A 19,564-nucleotide genomic window follows, 5' to 3' on the forward strand; every position below is an offset into this window, starting at 1 on the left:
TCGTAAACCCGCGACCATGCCGGTTTTTCGTGCATCCGGGTGGCGTATTATTCATAATTCTCGTCCAGTTGCCAAGGTGCATTTGACCAACTTGACGATTTCGTAAAAATAAGCAGTCAAAGCAATACGTGCACCAGCGCCGTTTGCCGGAATGATTTAGAACCTTTGTCGACACCTTTAGACCATCATTGAAGAGAAAGTCCTGTAATGGCAGTATTAGTTACCAAGTCCGCTCCAGATTTTAAAGCTCAAGCCGTATTGGCCAACGGAGCGTTTGAGGAAGTTACGCTGTCGCAGTATCGCGGCAAATATGTTCTGCTTTTCTTTTACCCATTGGATTTTACATTCGTTTGCCCGACTGAAATCATTGCTTTTTCGGATCGCGTCAAAGAATTCGAAGCCTTGGACGTGCAAGTAGTCGGCGTTTCGGTGGATAGCCACTTCTCCCATTTGGCCTGGCGCAATACGCCGCGGACCGAAGGTGGTATCGGGCAAATCCAATATCCGTTGATCGCGGATTTGAACAAGCAAATCGCTCGTGATTATGACGTGCTGGTCAATGACGCCGTCGCTTTGCGGGGCCTGTTCCTTATCGACAAAGCGGGCGTAGTTCGCCATCAAGTGGTCAATGATCTGCCGTTGGGTCGCAGCGTTGACGAAGCCTTGCGAATGGTCAAAGCTCTGCAGTTCTTTGAAAAGAATGGCGAAGTTTGCCCAGCGAATTGGCAAGAAGGCAGCCGCACGATCAAGGCGACGGTCAATGACAGCAAAGAATTTTTCCAAGCTGAATACAAATAAGGTTGTGCTTCAAAGCCATCCTGTTCAGTAGGTTTGTAGTACCGCCTCCAGGCAGATGAGGTTTGTAATACCGCCTGAAGGCGGGACTACGAACTGGCGGAACTACGAACTGGTGAGAAGATACCGGCCGCTTAAACAGTTAGGCAATCGCTCGAAGTTGGATTACCGTACGACGGACTTCCAAGTCCGTCGATACTTCAACGGACAAAGATGTCCGTTGGTACATTTATTCTGAGCAGTTGCCTTAAAACGAACCGAATCGCAAACGTCGCCAGCGGCGATCATTACACTAAATACGTCTGATCTCGAAGGTCAGGCAGGCTACCACCCTCAGACCCTAGAGCTAGAACATGCAATTGCCCGTGGTATCGTTGGAATCGCAATCATCCGTGCCATGCGGTGGCGGGGGGGGGAGCGAAGTCGTCTTTGAGCGTTCCAGCCGTTTGCCGGCGTGGTTGCGTCGTGACTTGCCGACCGGCAATCAGAACTTCCGTACGAACCAGTTGCTGGAAGAGCTGGGGTTGGAGACAGTTTGCGAGAACGCGAAATGCCCCAATCGCATGGAGTGTTATTCCCAACAAACGGCGACGTTTATGGTACTGGGGAATGTTTGCACGCGACCTTGTGGCTTTTGCGCAGTTTCCCGCGGACGCCCAGAGGCGTTGTCAGCGGATGAACCAGCGCGAGTGGCTGAAGCCGCCAAGCGACTGGGGTTGAAACATGTCGTGATTACTTCGGTGACGCGAGACGATTTGGCCGATGGTGGGGCAGAACATTTTAACCAATGTATCGCGGCGGTTCGAGAAGCGACCGGGGCGACGGTCGAGATCCTGACACCTGATTTCGTGCAGCAGAAGCATGTGCTAGCGAGTTTGATTGCTGCCAAGCCGGATGTATTCAACCACAATATGGAGACGGTACCACGACTTTATCGACGCGTTCGCGGCCCCAAGAGTGACTACCAGTGGACTTTAGAGTTGCTGAAGTTGATCAAGGCGGGAGATCCTGAGATTAAAACCAAGAGCGGCCTGATGCTTGGCCTTGGTGAAACGCGGGATGAATTGCTAGATTGCTTGGCAGATTTATTGAATGTTGGTTGTGACTTTTTGACGCTGGGGCAATACTTGCAACCAGGCAAGAAGTACTTGCCGGTGGTGCGTTATGTAGAGCCGTCGGAGTTTGTGGAATTGGGGCAGATTGCCAAATCGATGGGCTTCAAACAAGTTGCGTCGGGGCCTTTTGTCCGCAGTTCGTATCATGCTCGCGAGATGGCAGAACTTTTTTAATAGCGTGGGCCGCGTCCAAGTTGCGAGTGTCCAGGTAGTTCAACGTATTGAAATCTAAGAACGAGTTTTAAAAAGGGGGCTGCCCTTTTGGAGGCGAGTCTCCAACGGACAAGGATATCCGTTGATACGTTATTTCTACGGAATTGCCCAAGCCAGCGGTGCGAGCCGACCGGTGATTGAAATGGATTAGATTCACAGCCAAGAAAGGGATGCGTGGAACATGTTGCTGCGAAATAGTTGCCAGACACCTCTGCACAGGTCGTTGATGGGGGGAAGTGCTCAAGCGGCGTCAAGTCTTCGTCCCACTTCCCTTGCGTCGACTTTTTCCAGGACCGCCAGCACATTGCAGCGAACTTGGCTGCTGGAACCGCCAATTGCCGACAATTCGAAAGAAATTTCAGACGTTCCTGCCGACCAGCAAACGCCAGCGGAATTGCCAGGTTTAGATACTTACCGAGCGAACTTGGAAGCGATTGAAGCCAGGCTGCCCGATTCCGAGCGGCTGATCCGAGCCAGACAACGGGTTGAGGCCATCTTGTTTTTGTCGCGAGAGCCGCTAAGTTCACGGAAAATAGCGCAATTAGCCTGCTTGGCGGACGCCACGCAAGCTCGTACACTGACCCGCCAGTTGAACGAATTGTATCGCGAGGAATCGCAAGCTTTTCAAATCGAAGAAACCTCCGGGGGGTACATGTTGCTGACACGGCCGCAGTTTTCACGCTGGCTGCGTCGGTTGGAGCATGTTCCTGGGGATATTCGATTGGGAATGCCTGCATTAGAAACTTTGACGATAATTGCGTACCGTCAGCCAGTAGTGCGTGCTTACATCGAATCAGTTCGCGGTGCGAACTGCGATGAAGCGCTGCGACAGTTGTTGGAACGCGACTTGATACGTATAGCGGGACGGAGCGAAGAGCTCGGCCGGCCGTACTTGTACGGCACCACAAAGCGATTTTTACAAATGTTCGGGTTACGATCCGTTGAGCATTTGCCGAAAAGAGAATGGGTTTTGCAAACTGATCTCCAGCTTGCAAATCCCGCGTTGGACGATAGCATTCACGGAACTTAACTTAAACCCATACTACCAAACTCAATTATACGAAGGTCGAAGCAGAAGGAGCCCGTTGTGAAGACGACTTTGATTTTTCCATCTTGGCGTGCAGGCAAGTCCAAATCGTTCCGCGATATTCTACCGTTTACGCCCTCACCTTTCTTCGTTGCAGCTAGCGATGAAGATTTTGAGGACGAAGAAGAAGAATTCGCCGACGACGAAGATGAAGACGAAGATGATGAGGAAGAAGACGAAGAATTTGAAGAATTCGACGACGAAGAAGAATTCGACGACGACCTAGAAGAAGAAGAATGGGAAGAAGTCGAAGATGACGAACTAGACGAAGAGGAAGACGAGGAAGAGGAAGAAAGCCTCGAAGAAGAAGAAGAGGACGACTGGGACGATGACGACGACGACTGGGACGACGAAGAAGATGAGGAAGAAGAAGAGTGGGACTAAATTCCCGCTGGTCGCTGGCTGTTGACTGTTCGCTTGGTGATCGATTTATCGCGCAAGACTTGAAAAAGGGTAGCTGAAATTGGCTGCCCTTTTTTATTTGTCATTGCCAAGGGCGTATAAATCAAGATATTTGAGCTTGGCTTGTTTGCTGATTTCTCTCGGAGGTTTTGGAATGTCCGCTTCGTTAATCGATCCCCACGACAAAGTGCACACCTCTGCGGAAAGTTTGCCGACGGTCGCTGCTTCGACTAGCCGACGACGCGGCAAACGCGGCAAGACGCCGATGTTCAACACGCAACGGATCTGGACCGATTACGCGGTGCCGCTGATTATCGTGCATTTCTTGGCGATCTTTGCGTTTATCCCCAGCTTTATTACTTGGACGAACTTCGCGATTCTCGTGGTGGCGATTCTCGTATTTGGGCAGGGCATCAACTTGGGCTACCACCGTTTATTGGCGCATCGCAGTTTGGAAGTACCGCGCTGGCTGGAATACATCTTCGTGCTCCTGGCGTTGAGCTGTATGGAAGAGACGCCCGCCAAATGGGTTTCGACCCATCGGCGTCATCACAATTTCTCTGATGTGGACGATAAAGACCCACATTCGCCTGTCAAGCGTTTTTTCTGGGGCCATATGGGTTGGCTGATGAAGTGTCGAAACGGTCGCCCCGAAATGCGGTTGGATGACCGTTTGGCCAAAGACCTGCTGGACGATCCGTTCTATCGGGCTTTGGAGATGAAGTGGTGGCTTTCGTTCGCCATTTATCTGGCCCACGCAGCGCTGTTTTATTTTGTCGCACTTGCGATTGTGGTTCCTTTTCACGACACGCTGGCATCTGCCATTTGGACGGCAACCGGCGCGACGATGTGGGGGATTGTGCTGCGAACGGTCGCGATTTGGCATATCACTTGGAGTGTGAATTCGCTGGCTCACACGTTTGGATACCAGAACTACAAGACGGGCGAGCAAAGCCGGAACAATTGGCTGGTTGCTTTGATCGCCAGCGGCGAGGGCTGGCACAACAATCATCATCATGATCCCGCGAGTGCTTCGGTGCAGCACAAATGGTGGGAGTTTGATTTGACTTACTACCATATCCGATTGCTTCAAGCCCTTGGGCTCGCAAAATCGGTTATCAAGCCGCGTCACATTCGACATCAGAATCGAAATGTGGACAGTAAGTCTGCTTAATGCGTCAAGCCGACAAAGCTGTAGGTGGATTGGCCATTGAAGCAAATTTCTACATCGCGGCCGGGCATTCTAGGCCGCGAATGATAGTCACTTTCGAATTGCAAGCCATGGTGCGCGTTCCCTGCGTATCGAACAATCAACGGCGATGGGTCTGGCAGGCATTCGACGGGGGCTGGCAATTGTTGCCCACTGGCCACCGCTGGCAAGTTAATATTCCAGAAGCCGCCGTTCTGTTTGGGACCTAGCAGTAAACGTTCCAAGACGGCCGCAGCTCGCTGGGCACTGGTTTCCCATGTTACTTCAATGCCCGACTTGCGAACTTGCGAGACAGCGATGGCTGGCAAGCCGTGGATAGCTGCCTCGCGCGCTGCCGCACAAGTACCACTCATGGCGATATCCACTCCTAAGTTTCCGCCGTGATTGATGCCTGCGATGACACAATCGAAATCGAATCGCAGGTACTTCAACGCGATCCGCACGCAGTCGGCTGGCCAACCATTCACGGCCCAAGTCGCAGCATCAATTTGGCGGCAGAGCAACGCTTCGCGCGCGGTCACTTGATGCGAGCAATTGCTGCACTCCTGCTCCGGTGCAACGATTTGTACTTCATGCCTGGAACGCAACACGCAAGCCAAGGCATGTAGGCCTTCCGCAAAATAACCATCATCATTCGTCAGTAGAATTCGCATGCCATACCTTATCAACCGTGTCAAACACATCGACTAAACGCTGCTCGATATCGGGCAGCAACAAGCAGTGGTGCTGCAGCAGCAAGGTCTGCTGGCAAGCGTCCGTGGTGTTGGTTAGCTGACTGACCTTGCGGCATCGTCGATCTGATCGACGGTGAAAGCCTGCGAATCCAACCCCTGCCTCCAAACCTGCTTGTATCAAAGCTTGTAGGACTTGTTCGCGAAACGCTGGTGTGCTGTCGGATCGATGTTCCTGCGCATTTACGCAGCGCGGTTGAGCTACGAAGAAAGGCCATTTGTAATAGGCATGCTGCAGGTCGGTGCCTACGTTCGGAAATCGTAACCATGCATACCGTTGGTGCAGTTTTGTTTGAATTGCAGATACTGCTTGAGTTCGCCTGCGGTTCCAGTCCTGGAGGCTGCTTAGTTGAGGGACTAGCACGGCTGCCTGCAATTGGCTGAGCGGGTAGGCGTCGTTTCCGCGTTCGCAGTGGGCTTTGATCCGCTGAGCTACCAAGGGATCGTTGGTAAGTACCGCACCGCCGCGGCCGCTGGTCAACAATTTGCTGCCACCGAAGCTCAGCGTACTGCAGTGGCCCCAACTGCCCGACGGTCGACCACCGACGATCGCTCCGGGAGCTTGGCAAGTATCTTCCACAACCCACAGATTCCAACGAGCGGCCATTTCCATCCATTGGTGCATCGCGATGTTCTGCCCATGCAGGTGCGACACAACAACGGCTTTCGTTTTAGCAGATACGCTTGCCGACAAGTGATTCAAATCCGGCAGCCAGCCGTTGTCCACAAGGTCGATCAGCACAGGCATCGCACCGACCGCTTCGATGGCGCGGAAGTTACCGGGGAAATCGTAGCCGCATAAGATCACTTCGTCTCCAGGCCCGATCTGCAGACCGCGGAGCGCTAATTCGGTCGCAACGGTCCCGCTGGAACATAATTGCACATGCTGACGCTGGAACGCTTGCAATAGGGCCGCGGCCAATTGGTCGATCGACCTTCCCGTGTAGTCGCACCACGAACCATCTGCCATCACCGCTTGCACGGCAGCATGAATCGACGGATCATCGGCCAGCGGATGAAGCATGAAAGGGTGTCGGGAAAAGAGGGACTTATGATTTCAGGATGGAGCTAGTATACTCGCGGTTGTTTTCAACATACGTCACCTTCGAAGTATTGCAATGACCACTCGTACGCGTTTTGCCCCAAGTCCAACTGGCTATCTTCATATCGGCGGAGTTCGCACGGCGCTGTTCAATTATCTGTTTGCCAAACAGACCGGTGGCAAGTTCCTGCTGCGAATTGACGATACCGACGAGCAGCGAAATGTCGCTGCCGCTTTGCAGCCGATCCTGGATGGCTTTCGCTGGCTAGGGCTGGATTGGGATGAAGGTCCAGAAGTGGGCGGGCCGTTTGAGCCTTACTTTCAGTCGCAACGCAAAGATCGCCATGCTGCCGCCGCCGCTGCGTTGCTTGCCAGCGGTCATGCATACAAGGATTACTCGCGGCCAGAAGAGCTGCAAGAGTTGCGAGCCGCTGCAGAGAAAGGGGGGCAACCCTTTGTGTATGATCGACGTTGGATGGCGACCAACGATCAACAAGCGGCACAGTGGGAAGCAGAGGGCCGATCGTATGTCGTTCGACTGAAGATGCCGCGAGAAGGTGTGTGCAAGTTCCACGATATGGTCCGCGGCGATGTCGAGTTCGCTTGGCTGGGCGAAGCTGACCATGTAATTCAGCGCGGTGACGGATCTTGCTTGTATCACTTGGCTAGTGTGATCGATGACCACGACTTTCAAATCACTCATGTAATTCGTGCTGTCGAACATTTGCCCAATACGCCTCGTCAAATCTTCATCGCGCAATCGCTGGGGTATCCGCTGCCGGTGTACGCTCACCTGCCTTATGTCGCCGAGCCGAATGGGACCGCGAAACTCAGCAAACGCAAGTTGGACAAGTACCTCAAAGACGCGTCGTTTAAGAATCTCAATGAGCTGGGGCAAAGCATCGCACAGCGAACGAAGACCAACCTTACTCCGGAAGTTTTCAATCCCGTCGTAGTCGACTTCTACCGTGAGATCGGATTTCTTCCTTGGGCAATCTTGAACTACTTGTTGTTGCTGGGCTGGAGCTTGGACGATTCCACGGAGCATTTTACGTTGGAGGAGGCCTTGAAAGCGTTCTCGCTGGAACGGATCCAGAAGTCGCCAGCTTCCTTCGATCCACAAAAGCTGCTCGCTTTTCAATCGCGGTGGATGAGCCAATTGGAGTTGTCGGAGAAAGTTAAAATGGTCTTGCCGATGTTGCAGCGAGCGGAGTGGGTTGCAAGTGAGCCATCGGCCAGTGAGTTGGATCGCGTTACCAGATTGGTTCGATTTGCAGGAGACCGCATTCGACTGGCGGGCGATGTCTTCCAGTTCGATGAACTGTTTGTGGCCGATGATGAACTAGTTCTAGATTCCGATCTATTGAAGAAACGTTTGGGAGACGAACTGACGCAATCGGTTGTTCGAGACTATGTCCAACGTTTGGCTGCGTTGCCTCATTGCGACGCTGCGACCGTGGAGCATGATATCAAGGCGTTTGTTGAGGAACGTGGAATCAAGATTGGTATCTTGATGAACGGACTCCGCGCTGCGCTGACAGGTAAATCTACGGGCTTAGCGGTATTTGAATACATCGATTTGTTAGGTTTGCAATCGGTTCAAGCACGCGTTGCACGTGCGCTGGATGGAGTAAACTAATACGGGATATCGACCAATGCAAAAGCCGGCGATGCATAATACCGATCACTTGTGGGACATGCGTCGTCAGCAATTAGCCGTTTGGACTGGACGCCGACTTGCAAACATCCCGCATAAACTGAATCGACATGTTGAACTAGTCGCGATTGTCGCTTCGCACAATCATCGTCATCCTGAATGGTCGGCTGCGTGGCGACGTCGATTGCAAGACTCGCTGCTAGATTGTCGCAAAAGAAATTCGATCGTACTGTACTCGCTCGAAACGCCGCTTGGCTTTTGGATTCGCGAGTTTGCCCAGCGATTGCAGGTCCCGACACTGGCCGTCGTGATCAACAAACAAGCAGCCGCTGCAGCGCCGCCGGCCGACGACATGGTATCACTTCACTTGTTGCCGGATTCGCAATCTGAAGTTGAATCGCATTCATCCGGCTCCCACTATGAGCGTTTAAAAAAGTTACCGCTGCATGATCGCGCACTGTTCTGTTTAGCAGATCGACTTTACGCAATCGCCATACGCAAGGGCAGCAAGACCGAGCAACTTGCCTTGCATTGGTTGGACCAGCAAATTGAACTTTCTAGACCGGGCGTCCTGCAAGCGGAATCAGAAAGTTTGTCTGACCACAGCCCGATCCGATTGAAAGCCAACGCCGTGCTATTGCCCCACATTGCTGCATCGCCACGATCAGCCTGCGGCACCACGATCCTAAGTGATTTGGCGTGGCAGTGTTCGGTGCGTCAAATGGCGCGTGGCGTCAGTCCATGTCGGACGTTAATTGTGCCACGCAAAATTTTACTTGGCAGCCTTTGGAACAGCGCCGAATACTTGGTACACTGCACGCGCGGGCGCAGCGGACGATTCCCTTTGCAAACCGATGCCGGATATGTAACCGAAATGCTATTGGAAGACCTCGACATCAACGCGACCCCATGGCAGTCGCTGCTGCAGATCCTGGTCGACCGACGAATCGTAGCCACGACACTTCTCAAGCGGGGCTCCGTCGCGTCGGTCAGCTTTAGCAACGTCCCGCTGCTGGAGTTGCTCTCGCGTCGCAGTTTCCAAAGTCATCTGCAGCGATACGATTGGGAGCCCTATGGCATCGCCATTCGCAAAAGTGTATTGGCCGAGACCAGCGATGCTCAACCTGTCGTTTACATGGCGGACGGCGCGAGTATGCCGCACGATCGCCAATGGTTGGTGCAACCGGCAAGCTCAGCCAACGAAAAAAAGCTGTGGACTGAAGAGGTCGAATGGCGAACCCCTTGTGACGTTCGGCTTGCGAACATCGCTTGCCAAGATGCATTCGTGTTTGTTCCGACGCGCAGGGAAGCGATTGCTGTTTCGTCGATGTGCCCCTTTCCCATTGCAACAGTACAGGACGAAACACGGTGAACTCAAATCCGGTTGCAAAGTGTTGCTTGCTTGCCCCCGCTTGGTGGGATCGCCGTTGTTTGAATGAAGTGGACCGCTCGAAACTGGAGATCGAGTTCATCGATCAAAGCCGACTGTCGCACATCGAGCGACTTGATGACGCCGCGGCCGCATTAGCTCAACATTGTTTGTCGGCCGCCTACGAGCCTACTTCATGGTTGCTCATCTACGGCGATGCGGGGCCATTGGGGATTGAGATGCTCCGGATCCTGCAACAACGGGAGGAACGAATGCCATTTCAAGGCGTACTGTTAATTTCCGCTGCTAGAACCCGTGCCCATTACGATCGCAAGCTAGAGCGACTGGCCATGTTATCCAAGCTCACGTTCCTCGCGGCCCATCAACTTTACGAACAACATTTGCGGAAGCAGATGCTAGCGGTTGTCGAAAGTCAGCAACTTCGCAAATTGCAAGAGATGTATGCACAACGAGATCGCGGGTTGGTCAAGCGAAATTTGCATTGGCAAATCCAATGGCAAGGCAGCCGAATTGGCGCGGATCAAATCCAGATACCAGTCCATCAGTTTCATGGACGGCAGGACGCTTTATATCGGGTACCGAGTCCAGAAGAAGCCACGTTATTAGGGAAAGCGGGGCAGTTGTTATGGTTTACGCACCCGCAATCGTTGCAGAATTGGATCGCTGCCGTCCTGGTTCCTAGTACTGCTGCAGGCGGAAGTTTGTAGGCCCGGCTTTAGGCGGAGGTTGCGTAACTTAGGATGCAACGCTCACTGCCGCCTGAAGGCGGTACTACGAACATGTTGGCTGCGTCGAATTGCCATGCCGCTCAACCTCGCGTACGCTCACAGTTGACGGTACAATCGGTACATCTTGCAAAAGATCACAATCAACTACTGCAACAAAGACATGATCTTGCTCGCGCAAAGCAATATTTTACGTTGGCTGACGCTGCTGGTGTTTGCTGTTGCGCAGTTGCCTGTTCCCTTTGCAATACCGGTGGTGAACAAATCGGCAAGCGGACAAGCATTCCCTTGCCAAGGCTGCGCTTGCGGTTGTACCACCGCCGAGCAATGCTGGTCGAATTGCTGCTGCTTTACGCCTCAACAGCGTTTGGACTGGGCAAAGAAAAATAAGATTGATCCACCCGCGGTTTTGCTTGCTGCGGTTGCGAAGGATGCCAAATCCAAAGTGGTCGCTAGTAAGTCCGCAGGCTCGCACTGCGATCGCTGCAACATCAAACGCACGTGCTGCGATTCAAAACAATCCAGTGCAACTTGCGACGCGGAAACGTGTGAGTCTCCAACGCAAGCAACTGTGGTCTCGGCCAAGCGTGTGAAGTTTGTTTTGGCCATCAGTGTTTTGAAATGCCGTGGCATGAGTACTTCGGTGACGCTACTGCCAGAGACCACCGTTGGTTCACCATTCAAAATCGTTTGCGTAGTGACGCCGATCGTCGAGTTTCTTTCGATTGGGAACTCACTCTTTGACTCTATTACACTCTTCGTGGACTCTCCACCGCCCAAGCAGACGTTGGTTGCTTAGGAATAGTTCGGTAAGTCATCTCGTGTTGGATTGCGAGTGGACAAGGCATTGTATCTGAAGTGGTTTGGCCCTTTGGAGGCAATCGCACTTGTAACGATGATTTGCTGAGCTTCCTTCCATCAGAACGGTTTAAAAGGGGTCTGACCCTTGGGAGGCGAGTCGATTTCATGGCGTTTTAGCCTCGCCGGAGAGGGGCAGCCTTCTCTTTGAAACACGTTCTCAGAACATTTTGATGCACCGGTTTATCGGTTCCGGATCGACCGCGGGCTCCTGTCTGTTTGTACGTACTGCTCAAATCAATTGAAATTCCAATCATGAAAACTAAATACCAGTCACGCTTGCGTGGCTTTACACTTGTCGAACTGCTGGTGGTGATTGCGATCATCGGCGTCATTGCAGGTCTCATTACACCTGCGGTTCACAGCGCTCGCGAATCGGCGCGAAAGATGAACTGTGTTAGCAACATTAGGCAGCTTGCTTTGGCGATGGCAAACTACGAATCGGTATATCGAATCTTGCCCAAGGCCGGGCAACTGGATGCCGACTATTCGGTTCAAGCTCGCTTGCTGCCATTTCTGGACGAAGGCCCAATGTTCAGCAGTTTTCGCTTCAATCAACCTGCGTTTACTGGCTCGTTCCGAGAGAAGATTCCCAATCCGGCGCTCGTGCAAGCGTTTGCAACGCCGATCCCAATCTTCTTGTGCCCCAGCGATCCAACGAAGGGGACCACGAAAGTGCTCACCAGCCAAGGCGATTTCACTTATGGCGGATTGAACTATATGGTCAGCTTCGGTAGCGGCCGCGACACCAATTATGATTTCCGCTGGGAGACCGATGGTTTGTTCTTTGAACCCGCCGCAGCTCCGCTGAGTCGAGCGACGGATGGTCTATCCCATACCGTGCTTTTTGCCGAAACTGCTCGCAGTGCGGGGTGGGACCAAACGCTTGCCTCCAATCGCGTGCCACGAAGTCCCTACACGCTGACGCTCAACGGTTCAACCGGCGTAAGCTCGAATTTGCAATCGGTTCCAGGCATGGCGGCCACTGGAGGTCCTTGGTCAGGATTCACGTTGCCCAACGGCATGATCGCGAATGCCGAGGTCGGCAACTTTTGGCGTTCCTTCAACGCGTGGCGTGGAGGCATGAGCCCCGCGTTGCGTGGACGCGGTGCCTCATGGGCCTTCAGCGGAGCCATCAATTCGATGACCAACGGTTACCTGACACCCAACAGCGAAGTCCCCGACATAGTGACGCACTGGACCGGGTACTTTGCCCCGCGTAGCTACCACACTGGGTGTGTTGTCATCGCTTATGCCGATGCAACATGCAAAACGCTGAGCGATGGTATTGATCGCGAAGTCCACCGCAACTTGTTTAGCTGCAATGGTGGCGAGTTCATGCCTGACTTTGACTAGTCTTTCTCAACATGTAACTTCCCTTCTACGAAAGGCCTTACCAGCTCGCAATCTTCGCGCTGGTAAGGCTCACTTGCCCCCCTGCCCAACCCATCGATCACAGTCAAACATTATGAATGAAACAATTGAAAAAAATGCAGCAACACATTACCCATGGCCAGACTATATCACGCTTTGGCGATGGCATTTTTATGCAGGGATCTTGTGCATACCCATTTTAGTCGTCCTGTCGGTGACAGGAACAATCTATTTGTTCAAACCTCAGTTGCAAACTTGGAGCGATCAGCGAATCGAACGACCAGCGAGCCAGCAAGTACCGCTTTCTATTGCCCAACAAGTGCGACTTGTAGCCAGCATGCTTCCTGAGGCTGGCTTTGATGCCTATGAGCTGAACAGTTCTGCGGCCTCCCAATCGGAGCTTACTATTCTGCGGTTTCAACAAGACAAACGCTTGATTCGCGCACACATCGAACCTTCCAGCGGAGTTGTGATTGAGCAACAGTTTGACGATGAGACGGCTGCGAGTATTGCTAAGCAAATTCATGGAGAACTCTTGCTGGGCAAGCGCGGCTCTTACCTAGTGGAGCTCACGGCCTGCTGGACGCTGGTCATGATCTTCACAGGGCTTGCGCTGTGGTGGCCGAAGACTGGCTGGAAGTCCGCTGGCGTGATCTATCCTAGGCTCCGCTTGAGCGGCCGTGTATTCTGGAAAGACTTGCACAGTGTGATTGGCTTTTGGACCAGCGGACTAATCGTGCTGCTGATTGTTACTGGATTGCCCTGGGCAACGTTTTGGGGCGACTATTTTAAGTCCGTGAGGAAATGGACAGGGACCGCCGTCGTCTCGCAGGACTGGGACGGTGGGCACGAGCATCAGCAGCATGCGTCCCACGAGGGGGCTAAAACTCGCAAGCCTAGGCCGGCAGGTTTTCGTCGTTTGGCCCCGCCAGCGATCGATTCCTACCGGCTTGAAGACATTGATCGCGTTGCCGCGTTCGCTCAAAATCAATCGCTTCTTCCGCCGGTCTTGGTGCGACCACCGCGCGACGGATCAACGATTTGGACCGTACAGTCTGAAACGCCCAACCGACCGTTCCGAACGACGCTGCACTTTGATGCATCTAACCAAGCGTTGGTTAGCCAAGAGCGGTTTGAAGATAAACATTGGATCGATCGCATGGTAGGCCAGGGAATTGCGTTGCATGAAGGCGCTCGGTTCGGGATCGTGAACCAGCTACTGGCGTTAGCGGCTACATCCAGCCTGCTTCTATTAAGCTTTAGCGCTATCAAGATGTGGTGGTCGCGGCGACAAACTGGGCTGGACGCTCCGCAACGGAAGTCAACGGCGAAGGAACCCGTCAAGGTTTCGCGCATACGTCAGTTGGCATTGCTGCTTGCCCTGGTCGTGATGGCTCTTGCGATGCCGTTGTTTGGCGCGTCCTTGTTGGTGGTCCTCGCGCTGGACAAGCTGGTACTATCCCAAGTGCCAGGTGTCCGGAATTGGCTAGGGCTGACATAGGCAAACGAGGTCCAGAAAGCTCCATCACAACGCTTGTTTGCCGCATGTTTCACGGAGGCGAGATGAGTTATACTGACTGCACGCCATTCACGTCGTCGATTAGCTCCCTCCCTCCCACTTCACCTTCCTGCCATGAATTACTTCACCCGCCAAATTCGATCGCTTGTGTTTTTTACCCTCTCGTGCTGTAGTGCGTCGCTAGCGGTAGCGCAGCAGCCGTTGAGCTTTGAGGATCCGAACCCGCAGCGTTACGAGCTAAGCACTCGCGCAAGTACGTTGGACAAACGAGTCAAGGCTTATCCGGAGCTCAACTTTTTGATTGAGAAGGATGGCAAGCCACAGGATGTGCAGCAAGCGTCGGTCGATACAAGCGTCGCGCCGCAAGGCAAGCTGGTCATCTGGCTGATGGCTCCTAATGACAAGTTGTTCCAGCGGATCAACAGCTACGGGTTGCATGCGTTGCGTGTGCATTACGCGAATGGTTGGTTTGGAACATTTGGCAAGAATTCGACGGGGCAGCATGAAGACTATCTAGGGAAGATTCGATTGGAAGCTGCCACCGGTAAGGATTTTAGCGATCAAGTCGAGATCGCTTATCCCGACGGCATGCAAGAGCGAGCGCTTCGCATGGTCCAATGGCTTAGTAATAAGAATCCGCAGGGCAAGTGGAGCTATTTTCTGACGGAGGATCGCAAGAATTTGCGTTGGGATCGAGTGATCCTCTGCGGTGCATCGCACGGTTCTACAACGGCCGCTCGGTTTGCGAAACACCAAGCCGTCGATCGGGTGGTCATGCTGTGCGGGCCACGCGATCAGTTCGAGAGCTGGCAGGGGTTGCCATCAGCAACACCGGAGAATCGCTTTTTTGGCTTCAGCCATGTTCTTGATAGCGGTTGGACCGGGAATCACTACTGCAGATCTTGGGAGCTGTTGGGTTTGCACGAGTTTGGAGAGATCGTTAACGTCGACAAAGTTGATCCGCCGTATCAAAACAGTCGCCGGCTGGTCACCAACGCCGATGTCAAGGGTGATGCGGATCGAGCTCACGGATGTGTAACGCCAGGCAATTCTGCAGTGAAAGACGAGAGCGGCAATATGATTCACGAGCCAGTCTGGAAATACTTGTTTACGCATCCGGTCGATCAAGTTGGGTCGCCCGATACCAAGGATGCCGCGTGCAGCGTGAAAAAATAAACTGGCACCTGTGCAGGCTCGTTCAACAGGCTTCCCTTGCGTCTATCATGCGATTGGTAGATGATTAAACTGCGTCTAAGCGTTTTGCCTTCCTGAGCCCGTCTGAATACCCATGCAATGGGGAGAAGCGGACAGGCGAGGCGAGCCGAGACGAGGGAAGAGCCATATTGAATGGTTACCTACAATACAAACTCAATCCAAACCATCAGCAAACTCGATTAGTGGAACGACAAATCAGATATGACAACAGCCGAAACGATTCGAAACACCTACGATGCATTGCTTTTCGTTTCCTTTGGCGGGCCAGAATCTCGCGAAGATGTCATGCCGTTCTTAGAGAATGTTCTGCGCGGCAAAAATGTGCCACACGAACGAATGTTGGAAGTGGCAGAACACTACTATCAATTTGACGGGGTAAGCCCCATAAACCAGCAATGCCGAGACCTGATTTCGGCAATCGAGCAGGAGCTGAAATCTCAGGCCATTGATTTGCCCATCTATTGGGGCAACCGGAACTGGAATCCAATGCTGCCTGACGCGATCCAGGCCATGAAGGATGCAGGAGTGAAGAAAGCGATTGCCTTTTTCACGTCGCTTTACAGTTGTTACAGCGGTTGTCGCCAATATCGTGAGAACTTGTACGATGCGTGCGCGGCTGTCGGTGAAGGCTGCCCCACGATCGAGAAACTGAGGATGCCCTACAACCATCCGTTACTGATCGAAATCCAAGCGGACTCCTTGGTTAAGGAATTGGATTCGTTGCCTGCGGAACTGCGCGGTCAGACAAAGGTCTTGTTCTGTGCTCACAGCATTCCCAACGCAATGGCTGACGGCTGTCGGTACCAAGAGCAACTCACGGAAACAGCTCGATTGGTAGCCGAGCGTGCTGGGCATGAAGCATGGGAGTTAGTATTCCAAAGCCGCAGTGGTCCGCCAACGCAACCCTGGTTGGAGCCAGATGTCTGCGATCGCATTGAAGAATTACACGCCAGCGAAGGGCTCCGCAGTCTGGTAATCCATCCGATCGGATTCATTTCCGATCACATGGAGGTACTTTACGATCTGGATCATGAAGCAAAAGACACGTGCATTGAACACGCCATCGAGTTTCGACGTGCTGCGACTTGTGCGACCGACCCGCGTTTCGCTCAGCTTGTGCGTTTGTTGATTGAAGAGCGTTGCCAACCTGGAGTAGAAAAGCCAGCGATTGGCAAGTATCCGGCCAATCATGATGTATGTCCGGCCAACTGTTGTCTGAGCGGTCGTCCCGGGACTGAACGGCGTCCCGCGCTCGCTCAACAACCTATGGCAACAGCCTAGTGTAGTCGCCTCGATGCTTCGTGCTCGTCGGCTTTAACACTCGATCGGCTGACCGGTTGTCGCTGCAAACTGATAGACGACGCCGCTGCCAACACTGCGAAACGACAAGCGTTGCAGCAAGCCCACGGCGCGCTGGTCATCTGCTTGAGTGATCGCGAACACCGAAGTGAATCGCTCATATTGCAACTGCCGCAATGATTCGGCCAGCAAGAACGTCATTTGGTCCAAGCCCAAAGGGTCTACGGGAATCGCTTTCAAGTACAACTGCGCCACCATATTGCTGCGCATCGGCGATTGATCGACATAAAAGAAGCTGACCTCTTGGGCGATTCGATCGTCCCCCCGGGTGCTTAATGAAAAACGCATCTGCTCGGCATGTCCAAACGCATTTGCCAGAAACCACGAGTCGCATTCGTCGGTCAAAACGCGTGCTACGTTGCTGGTTCGCCGAACCGCCATTTGGCCGCGGTCCATCGGTGGCCTTAGGCTCGCCAGTCCAACATCCCATAAATCAATTGGATGCAACGCCTTGAAGCCTGCTGCCGCAAGCCAGTGCTGCACGCGATGGTCCGATGCGGGGACACCCAACATTCCATACAGCGGCGGAATCAATAAATACTGTGAAAAACATGTCGGCGAACCCAAAGCAGTGATCTGGGTTAGACCGTGTTGCGCCAATTCGTTCTGCAGAGAACGAATCAGTTCTGCAGCTATCTGGTCACTTTCGGGATGAATGTCAATGCACATCGCGTTGATGATGGCCGCTTTTGGCTTTTGTAGAAAGCTTTCTCTGGCCAGTGTCGCGTGGATAAAACCCACCGGGCCATGCTGGTCCACTGCCACCAGGAACAATGTTTCGTCGAAAAAGATCTTGCTGACTACCGCAAATTCCCACATCACCGCGTCAAGCGACGTTGTTAGGCCCGCAGCTCCGAAGTGATCGCGCCAAATCCTGCAGCAAGCATCCGCATCTGCGTTTTGGTACGATCGAATACTCCAGCCCACGAGCTCTACTCCATGATGATTGTGCAATTCCCGCATCTAGCAATGCGCAGGTGAACTGTCCCGACACTTCCTTCCTGCACGCTCCATACTATAAAGCGACCTAGGCATGCTTGCCATGGAGGCTAATCAAGTTTTCTCAGCTTCATATCCTTGATTTCAACAGTTCCAGGCTCGGCTCCTAGCACAAATCCAACGCGGTTGTTGCCGGGCACAGTTCCCCTCGCATAGAAAGTTGTGCGAAACTTGCGAAACTGACGACTCAGGAACACTTCTTCGTTCAGGCCAATATCGTGCCAATCATCTTGATTGACGATCCCCATCAAAAGAATCGAGTATACGTCTGGCGATCTGGCCTCGAAGGTGACTTCGTAACGAGAGTTTTCATCGATCTTTAATTTGGTCTGATACGCTTGTACGTGCCAATTTTCTGCGCCCAGTTTCGTCGTTTGGAAGACGATAGAATCCTTGGTAGCACGTATGTTTCCATCGCCGGAGCCTGTCTTCTCAAAGGTCCAAGAGTTGACATCCTGTGTTGGTTTCAAGACGCCATAGTCGGCGGTGGCCGCGACCTGAATCTGAATATTTCGATACTCCACTTGCCCTCGGTCACCTTCGAAACCGATCGGCCCGGACGCTGGGACTTTGAAAGCTGTTTCAAACACTTCCCCATTGCAGCGGCACTCCGCTTGTTCACCGCGTACAACCACTTCGATCGTATTCCATTCTTGAGGTTTATAGCTTGCGAGGTCCTTGTAAGGCCCAGCTAGACGATAATCGCGGCATTGAAGTTGCGGCCCACGCAAAAAGATCCCGCTATCTGCGTTCGGTGTTGCGCGAAACTCAAGCTTTAAAGTAAAGTCACCTGTAAAATCCCTGGTCGTATACAGTTGCTGGATTTTGCGGCCTTCCGGTGGAATGGTCACGATCAGTTTTCCATTCACAGCCACATATCGCCCATCGGGAGTTGACTTCATGCCACCGAACTGCGTCGCTTTGTCGATGATGGGCCATTCGGGGCGGTTCTTCCAACCTTCACGGCTGCGCATCATTTCTTCGCTCGTGGGTCGATACCCCCAACCTGTCAAATCTTGTCCGTTGAACAAGCTTTCGAATCCCGCGTCCGGCTTGAAGGCGGCGGGTTCGGTTTCAATCAAGCTCAATCTACCTAGCACGGGAGTCAATGCACTGACCCATTTTCGATAGCCAGCATCATTGGGGTGCAATAGATCGGGGAACTCCTCTGGCTTCGCGTCCCCAGCAGCATCAGCAAAAAAAGTCCAAGTATCCAACAACTCAACTTGCGGTTCGCTCTTGACCAATTCTTGTAGTAGTTCATTCAAACGCTTGATCTTGCTGGCAGGTCGCTTCTTCTGATCGGAACTCGGAAAGACTTCACAAAGAACGACAGGCATTTCCGCATTAGCCGCCTTCAAACGAGCGATAATCAGGCCGACGTTCGCAGCGATTGTCTCTGGTTCAGCCCCTTCCTCCAAATCGTTTGTTCCCATCAACATCACGATCGCTTTCGGCTTGAGCGATAACACGTCTTGCTCCAGTCGGATCAGCATCCCTCGCGTAGTGTCGCCACTAATGCCACGATTGGCTTTCTTTAGCCCTGGGAAGTAGCCTTTAAAATCGTCCCCCCAGCCTTGTGTGATAGAATCGCCAAAGAAGACCACCGCCCCCTGATCCGCTTGGACTTGCTTTGCCCAACCACTGCGTTTGCGATTCCACAAATCACGAAACCAATCGTACCTGCGAATCGGTCCTGCACCTGGCAGCCCGTCATCTGTTTCCGGCAACATCAAACGCTCGGGCGAAACGCTTTGTTCCTGCGCTACAACCGATGACACTGACAAAAGTGGAACGGCTACAGGAGAAACTGCCATGCACAACAAATAGAAATGAGATAACTTCACCATGATGGACCTGCGATTGTGTAAAG

General features: G+C 52.9%; 17 protein-coding genes. 13 read left to right on the forward strand and 4 right to left on the reverse strand.

Annotated elements, in window-relative coordinates; all coding sequences use genetic code 11:
* The first annotated feature begins 207 nt into the window (after nucleotides 1-207).
* The 5 genes from SH302x_RS09870 (at nucleotide 208) to SH302x_RS09890 (ending at nucleotide 4,786) form a co-directional block, all read left to right on the forward strand.
* Nucleotides 208-798, forward strand: a complete 591-nt coding sequence (locus SH302x_RS09870; RefSeq protein WP_479368560.1) for a peroxiredoxin — start codon at nucleotides 208-210, stop codon at nucleotides 796-798.
* 350 nt (nucleotides 799-1,148) lie between these two features.
* Nucleotides 1,149-2,084, forward strand: coding sequence for a lipoyl synthase (gene lipA, locus SH302x_RS09875; protein WP_479368561.1), 936 nt, complete (start codon nucleotides 1,149-1,151; stop codon nucleotides 2,082-2,084).
* 220 nt (nucleotides 2,085-2,304) lie between these two features.
* Complete coding sequence (gene scpB, locus SH302x_RS09880; RefSeq protein ID WP_479368562.1) at nucleotides 2,305-3,153, forward strand: SMC-Scp complex subunit ScpB; 849 nt, start codon at nucleotides 2,305-2,307, stop codon at nucleotides 3,151-3,153.
* 57 nt (nucleotides 3,154-3,210) lie between these two features.
* Nucleotides 3,211-3,594, forward strand: a complete 384-nt coding sequence (locus SH302x_RS09885; protein ID WP_479368563.1) for a hypothetical protein — start codon at nucleotides 3,211-3,213, stop codon at nucleotides 3,592-3,594.
* A gap of 172 nt (nucleotides 3,595-3,766) precedes the next feature.
* A complete protein-coding gene (locus SH302x_RS09890) occupies nucleotides 3,767-4,786 on the forward strand; it encodes an acyl-CoA desaturase (protein ID WP_479368564.1) in 1,020 nt (339 codons plus the stop codon).
* Here SH302x_RS09890 and surE read toward each other — a convergent pair.
* On the reverse strand, nucleotides 4,783-5,475 hold the full coding sequence (gene surE, locus SH302x_RS09895) for a 5'/3'-nucleotidase SurE (RefSeq protein WP_479368565.1): 693 nt from the start codon (nucleotides 5,473-5,475) through the stop codon (nucleotides 4,783-4,785). The genes SH302x_RS09890 and surE overlap by 4 nt on opposite strands.
* Nucleotides 5,453-6,577, reverse strand: coding sequence for an aminotransferase class I/II-fold pyridoxal phosphate-dependent enzyme (locus SH302x_RS09900; protein ID WP_479368566.1), 1,125 nt, complete (start codon nucleotides 6,575-6,577; stop codon nucleotides 5,453-5,455). The genes surE and SH302x_RS09900 overlap by 23 nt, the downstream gene beginning before the upstream one ends.
* Before the next feature lie 94 nt (nucleotides 6,578-6,671).
* Here SH302x_RS09900 and gltX point away from each other — a divergent pair, with 94 nt between their 5' ends.
* From gltX to SH302x_RS09940, 8 genes are all read left to right on the forward strand, one after another.
* The gene (gene gltX / locus SH302x_RS09905; RefSeq protein WP_479368567.1) at nucleotides 6,672-8,234 is read left to right on the forward strand and encodes a glutamate--tRNA ligase; all 1,563 of its coding nucleotides are present in this window, start codon (nucleotides 6,672-6,674) and stop codon (nucleotides 8,232-8,234) included.
* Between the two features lie 16 nt (nucleotides 8,235-8,250).
* Nucleotides 8,251-9,624, forward strand: a complete 1,374-nt coding sequence (locus SH302x_RS09910; protein WP_479368568.1) for a hypothetical protein — start codon at nucleotides 8,251-8,253, stop codon at nucleotides 9,622-9,624.
* The gene (locus SH302x_RS09915; RefSeq protein WP_479368569.1) at nucleotides 9,621-10,349 is read left to right on the forward strand and encodes a hypothetical protein; all 729 of its coding nucleotides are present in this window, start codon (nucleotides 9,621-9,623) and stop codon (nucleotides 10,347-10,349) included. The genes SH302x_RS09910 and SH302x_RS09915 overlap by 4 nt, the downstream gene beginning before the upstream one ends.
* Before the next feature lie 145 nt (nucleotides 10,350-10,494).
* Nucleotides 10,495-11,166 (forward strand): hypothetical protein, encoded by a 672-nt coding sequence (locus SH302x_RS09920; RefSeq protein WP_479368570.1) that lies wholly within the window; start codon nucleotides 10,495-10,497, stop codon nucleotides 11,164-11,166.
* Nucleotides 11,167-11,480: 314 nt separating this feature from the next.
* Entirely contained in the window at nucleotides 11,481-12,581 is a 1,101-nt protein-coding gene (locus SH302x_RS09925) for a DUF1559 family PulG-like putative transporter (RefSeq protein WP_479368571.1), read from the forward strand.
* 112 nt (nucleotides 12,582-12,693) lie between these two features.
* Nucleotides 12,694-14,100: a PepSY-associated TM helix domain-containing protein gene (locus SH302x_RS09930; protein WP_479368572.1), complete on the forward strand. Its 1,407-nt coding sequence runs from the start codon at nucleotides 12,694-12,696 to the stop codon at nucleotides 14,098-14,100.
* A 132-nt stretch (nucleotides 14,101-14,232) separates the two neighbouring features.
* Nucleotides 14,233-15,294 carry a BPSS1187 family protein gene (locus tag SH302x_RS09935; protein WP_479368573.1) on the forward strand — a complete coding sequence of 354 codons (1,062 nt, stop codon included), beginning with the start codon at nucleotides 14,233-14,235 and terminating at the stop codon, nucleotides 15,292-15,294.
* A 240-nt stretch (nucleotides 15,295-15,534) separates the two neighbouring features.
* Entirely contained in the window at nucleotides 15,535-16,614 is a 1,080-nt protein-coding gene (locus SH302x_RS09940) for a ferrochelatase (protein ID WP_479368574.1), read from the forward strand.
* Nucleotides 16,615-16,647: 33 nt separating this feature from the next.
* Here the strand turns inward: SH302x_RS09940 and SH302x_RS09945 are convergent, their stop codons facing one another.
* Together SH302x_RS09945 and SH302x_RS09950 are read right to left on the reverse strand one after the other, a co-directional pair.
* The gene (locus SH302x_RS09945; RefSeq protein ID WP_479368575.1) at nucleotides 16,648-17,619 is read right to left on the reverse strand and encodes a GNAT family N-acetyltransferase; all 972 of its coding nucleotides are present in this window, start codon (nucleotides 17,617-17,619) and stop codon (nucleotides 16,648-16,650) included.
* Nucleotides 17,620-17,741: 122 nt separating this feature from the next.
* Nucleotides 17,742-19,541 carry a GDSL-type esterase/lipase family protein gene (locus SH302x_RS09950; protein WP_479368576.1) on the reverse strand — a complete coding sequence of 600 codons (1,800 nt, stop codon included), beginning with the start codon at nucleotides 19,539-19,541 and terminating at the stop codon, nucleotides 17,742-17,744.
* Nucleotides 19,542-19,564 lie beyond the last annotated feature (23 nt).

The sequence above is a fragment of the Njordella calcicola genome (assembly GCF_056494125.1).

Bases quoted from the DNA above. Each gene is read 5' to 3' on its own strand.
- SH302x_RS09930 (WP_479368572.1), top strand. From the start codon at position 12,694: ATGAATGAAACAATTGAAAAAAATGCAGCAACACATTACCCATGGCCA.
- SH302x_RS09890 (WP_479368564.1), top strand. From the start codon at position 3,767: ATGTCCGCTTCGTTAATCGATCCCCACGACAAAGTGCACACCTCTGCG.
- SH302x_RS09935 (WP_479368573.1), top strand. From the start codon at position 14,233: ATGAATTACTTCACCCGCCAAATTCGATCGCTTGTGTTTTTTACCCTC.
- gltX (WP_479368567.1), top strand. From the start codon at position 6,672: ATGACCACTCGTACGCGTTTTGCCCCAAGTCCAACTGGCTATCTTCAT.
- SH302x_RS09925 (WP_479368571.1), top strand. From the start codon at position 11,481: ATGAAAACTAAATACCAGTCACGCTTGCGTGGCTTTACACTTGTCGAA.
- lipA (WP_479368561.1), top strand. From the start codon at position 1,149: ATGCAATTGCCCGTGGTATCGTTGGAATCGCAATCATCCGTGCCATGC.
- SH302x_RS09950 (WP_479368576.1), bottom strand. From the start codon at position 19,541: ATGGTGAAGTTATCTCATTTCTATTTGTTGTGCATGGCAGTTTCTCCT.
- SH302x_RS09910 (WP_479368568.1), top strand. From the start codon at position 8,251: ATGCAAAAGCCGGCGATGCATAATACCGATCACTTGTGGGACATGCGT.
- SH302x_RS09940 (WP_479368574.1), top strand. From the start codon at position 15,535: ATGACAACAGCCGAAACGATTCGAAACACCTACGATGCATTGCTTTTC.
- SH302x_RS09870 (WP_479368560.1), top strand. From the start codon at position 208: ATGGCAGTATTAGTTACCAAGTCCGCTCCAGATTTTAAAGCTCAAGCC.
- surE (WP_479368565.1), bottom strand. From the start codon at position 5,475: ATGCGAATTCTACTGACGAATGATGATGGTTATTTTGCGGAAGGCCTA.
- scpB (WP_479368562.1), top strand. From the start codon at position 2,305: ATGTTGCTGCGAAATAGTTGCCAGACACCTCTGCACAGGTCGTTGATG.
- SH302x_RS09900 (WP_479368566.1), bottom strand. From the start codon at position 6,577: ATGCTTCATCCGCTGGCCGATGATCCGTCGATTCATGCTGCCGTGCAA.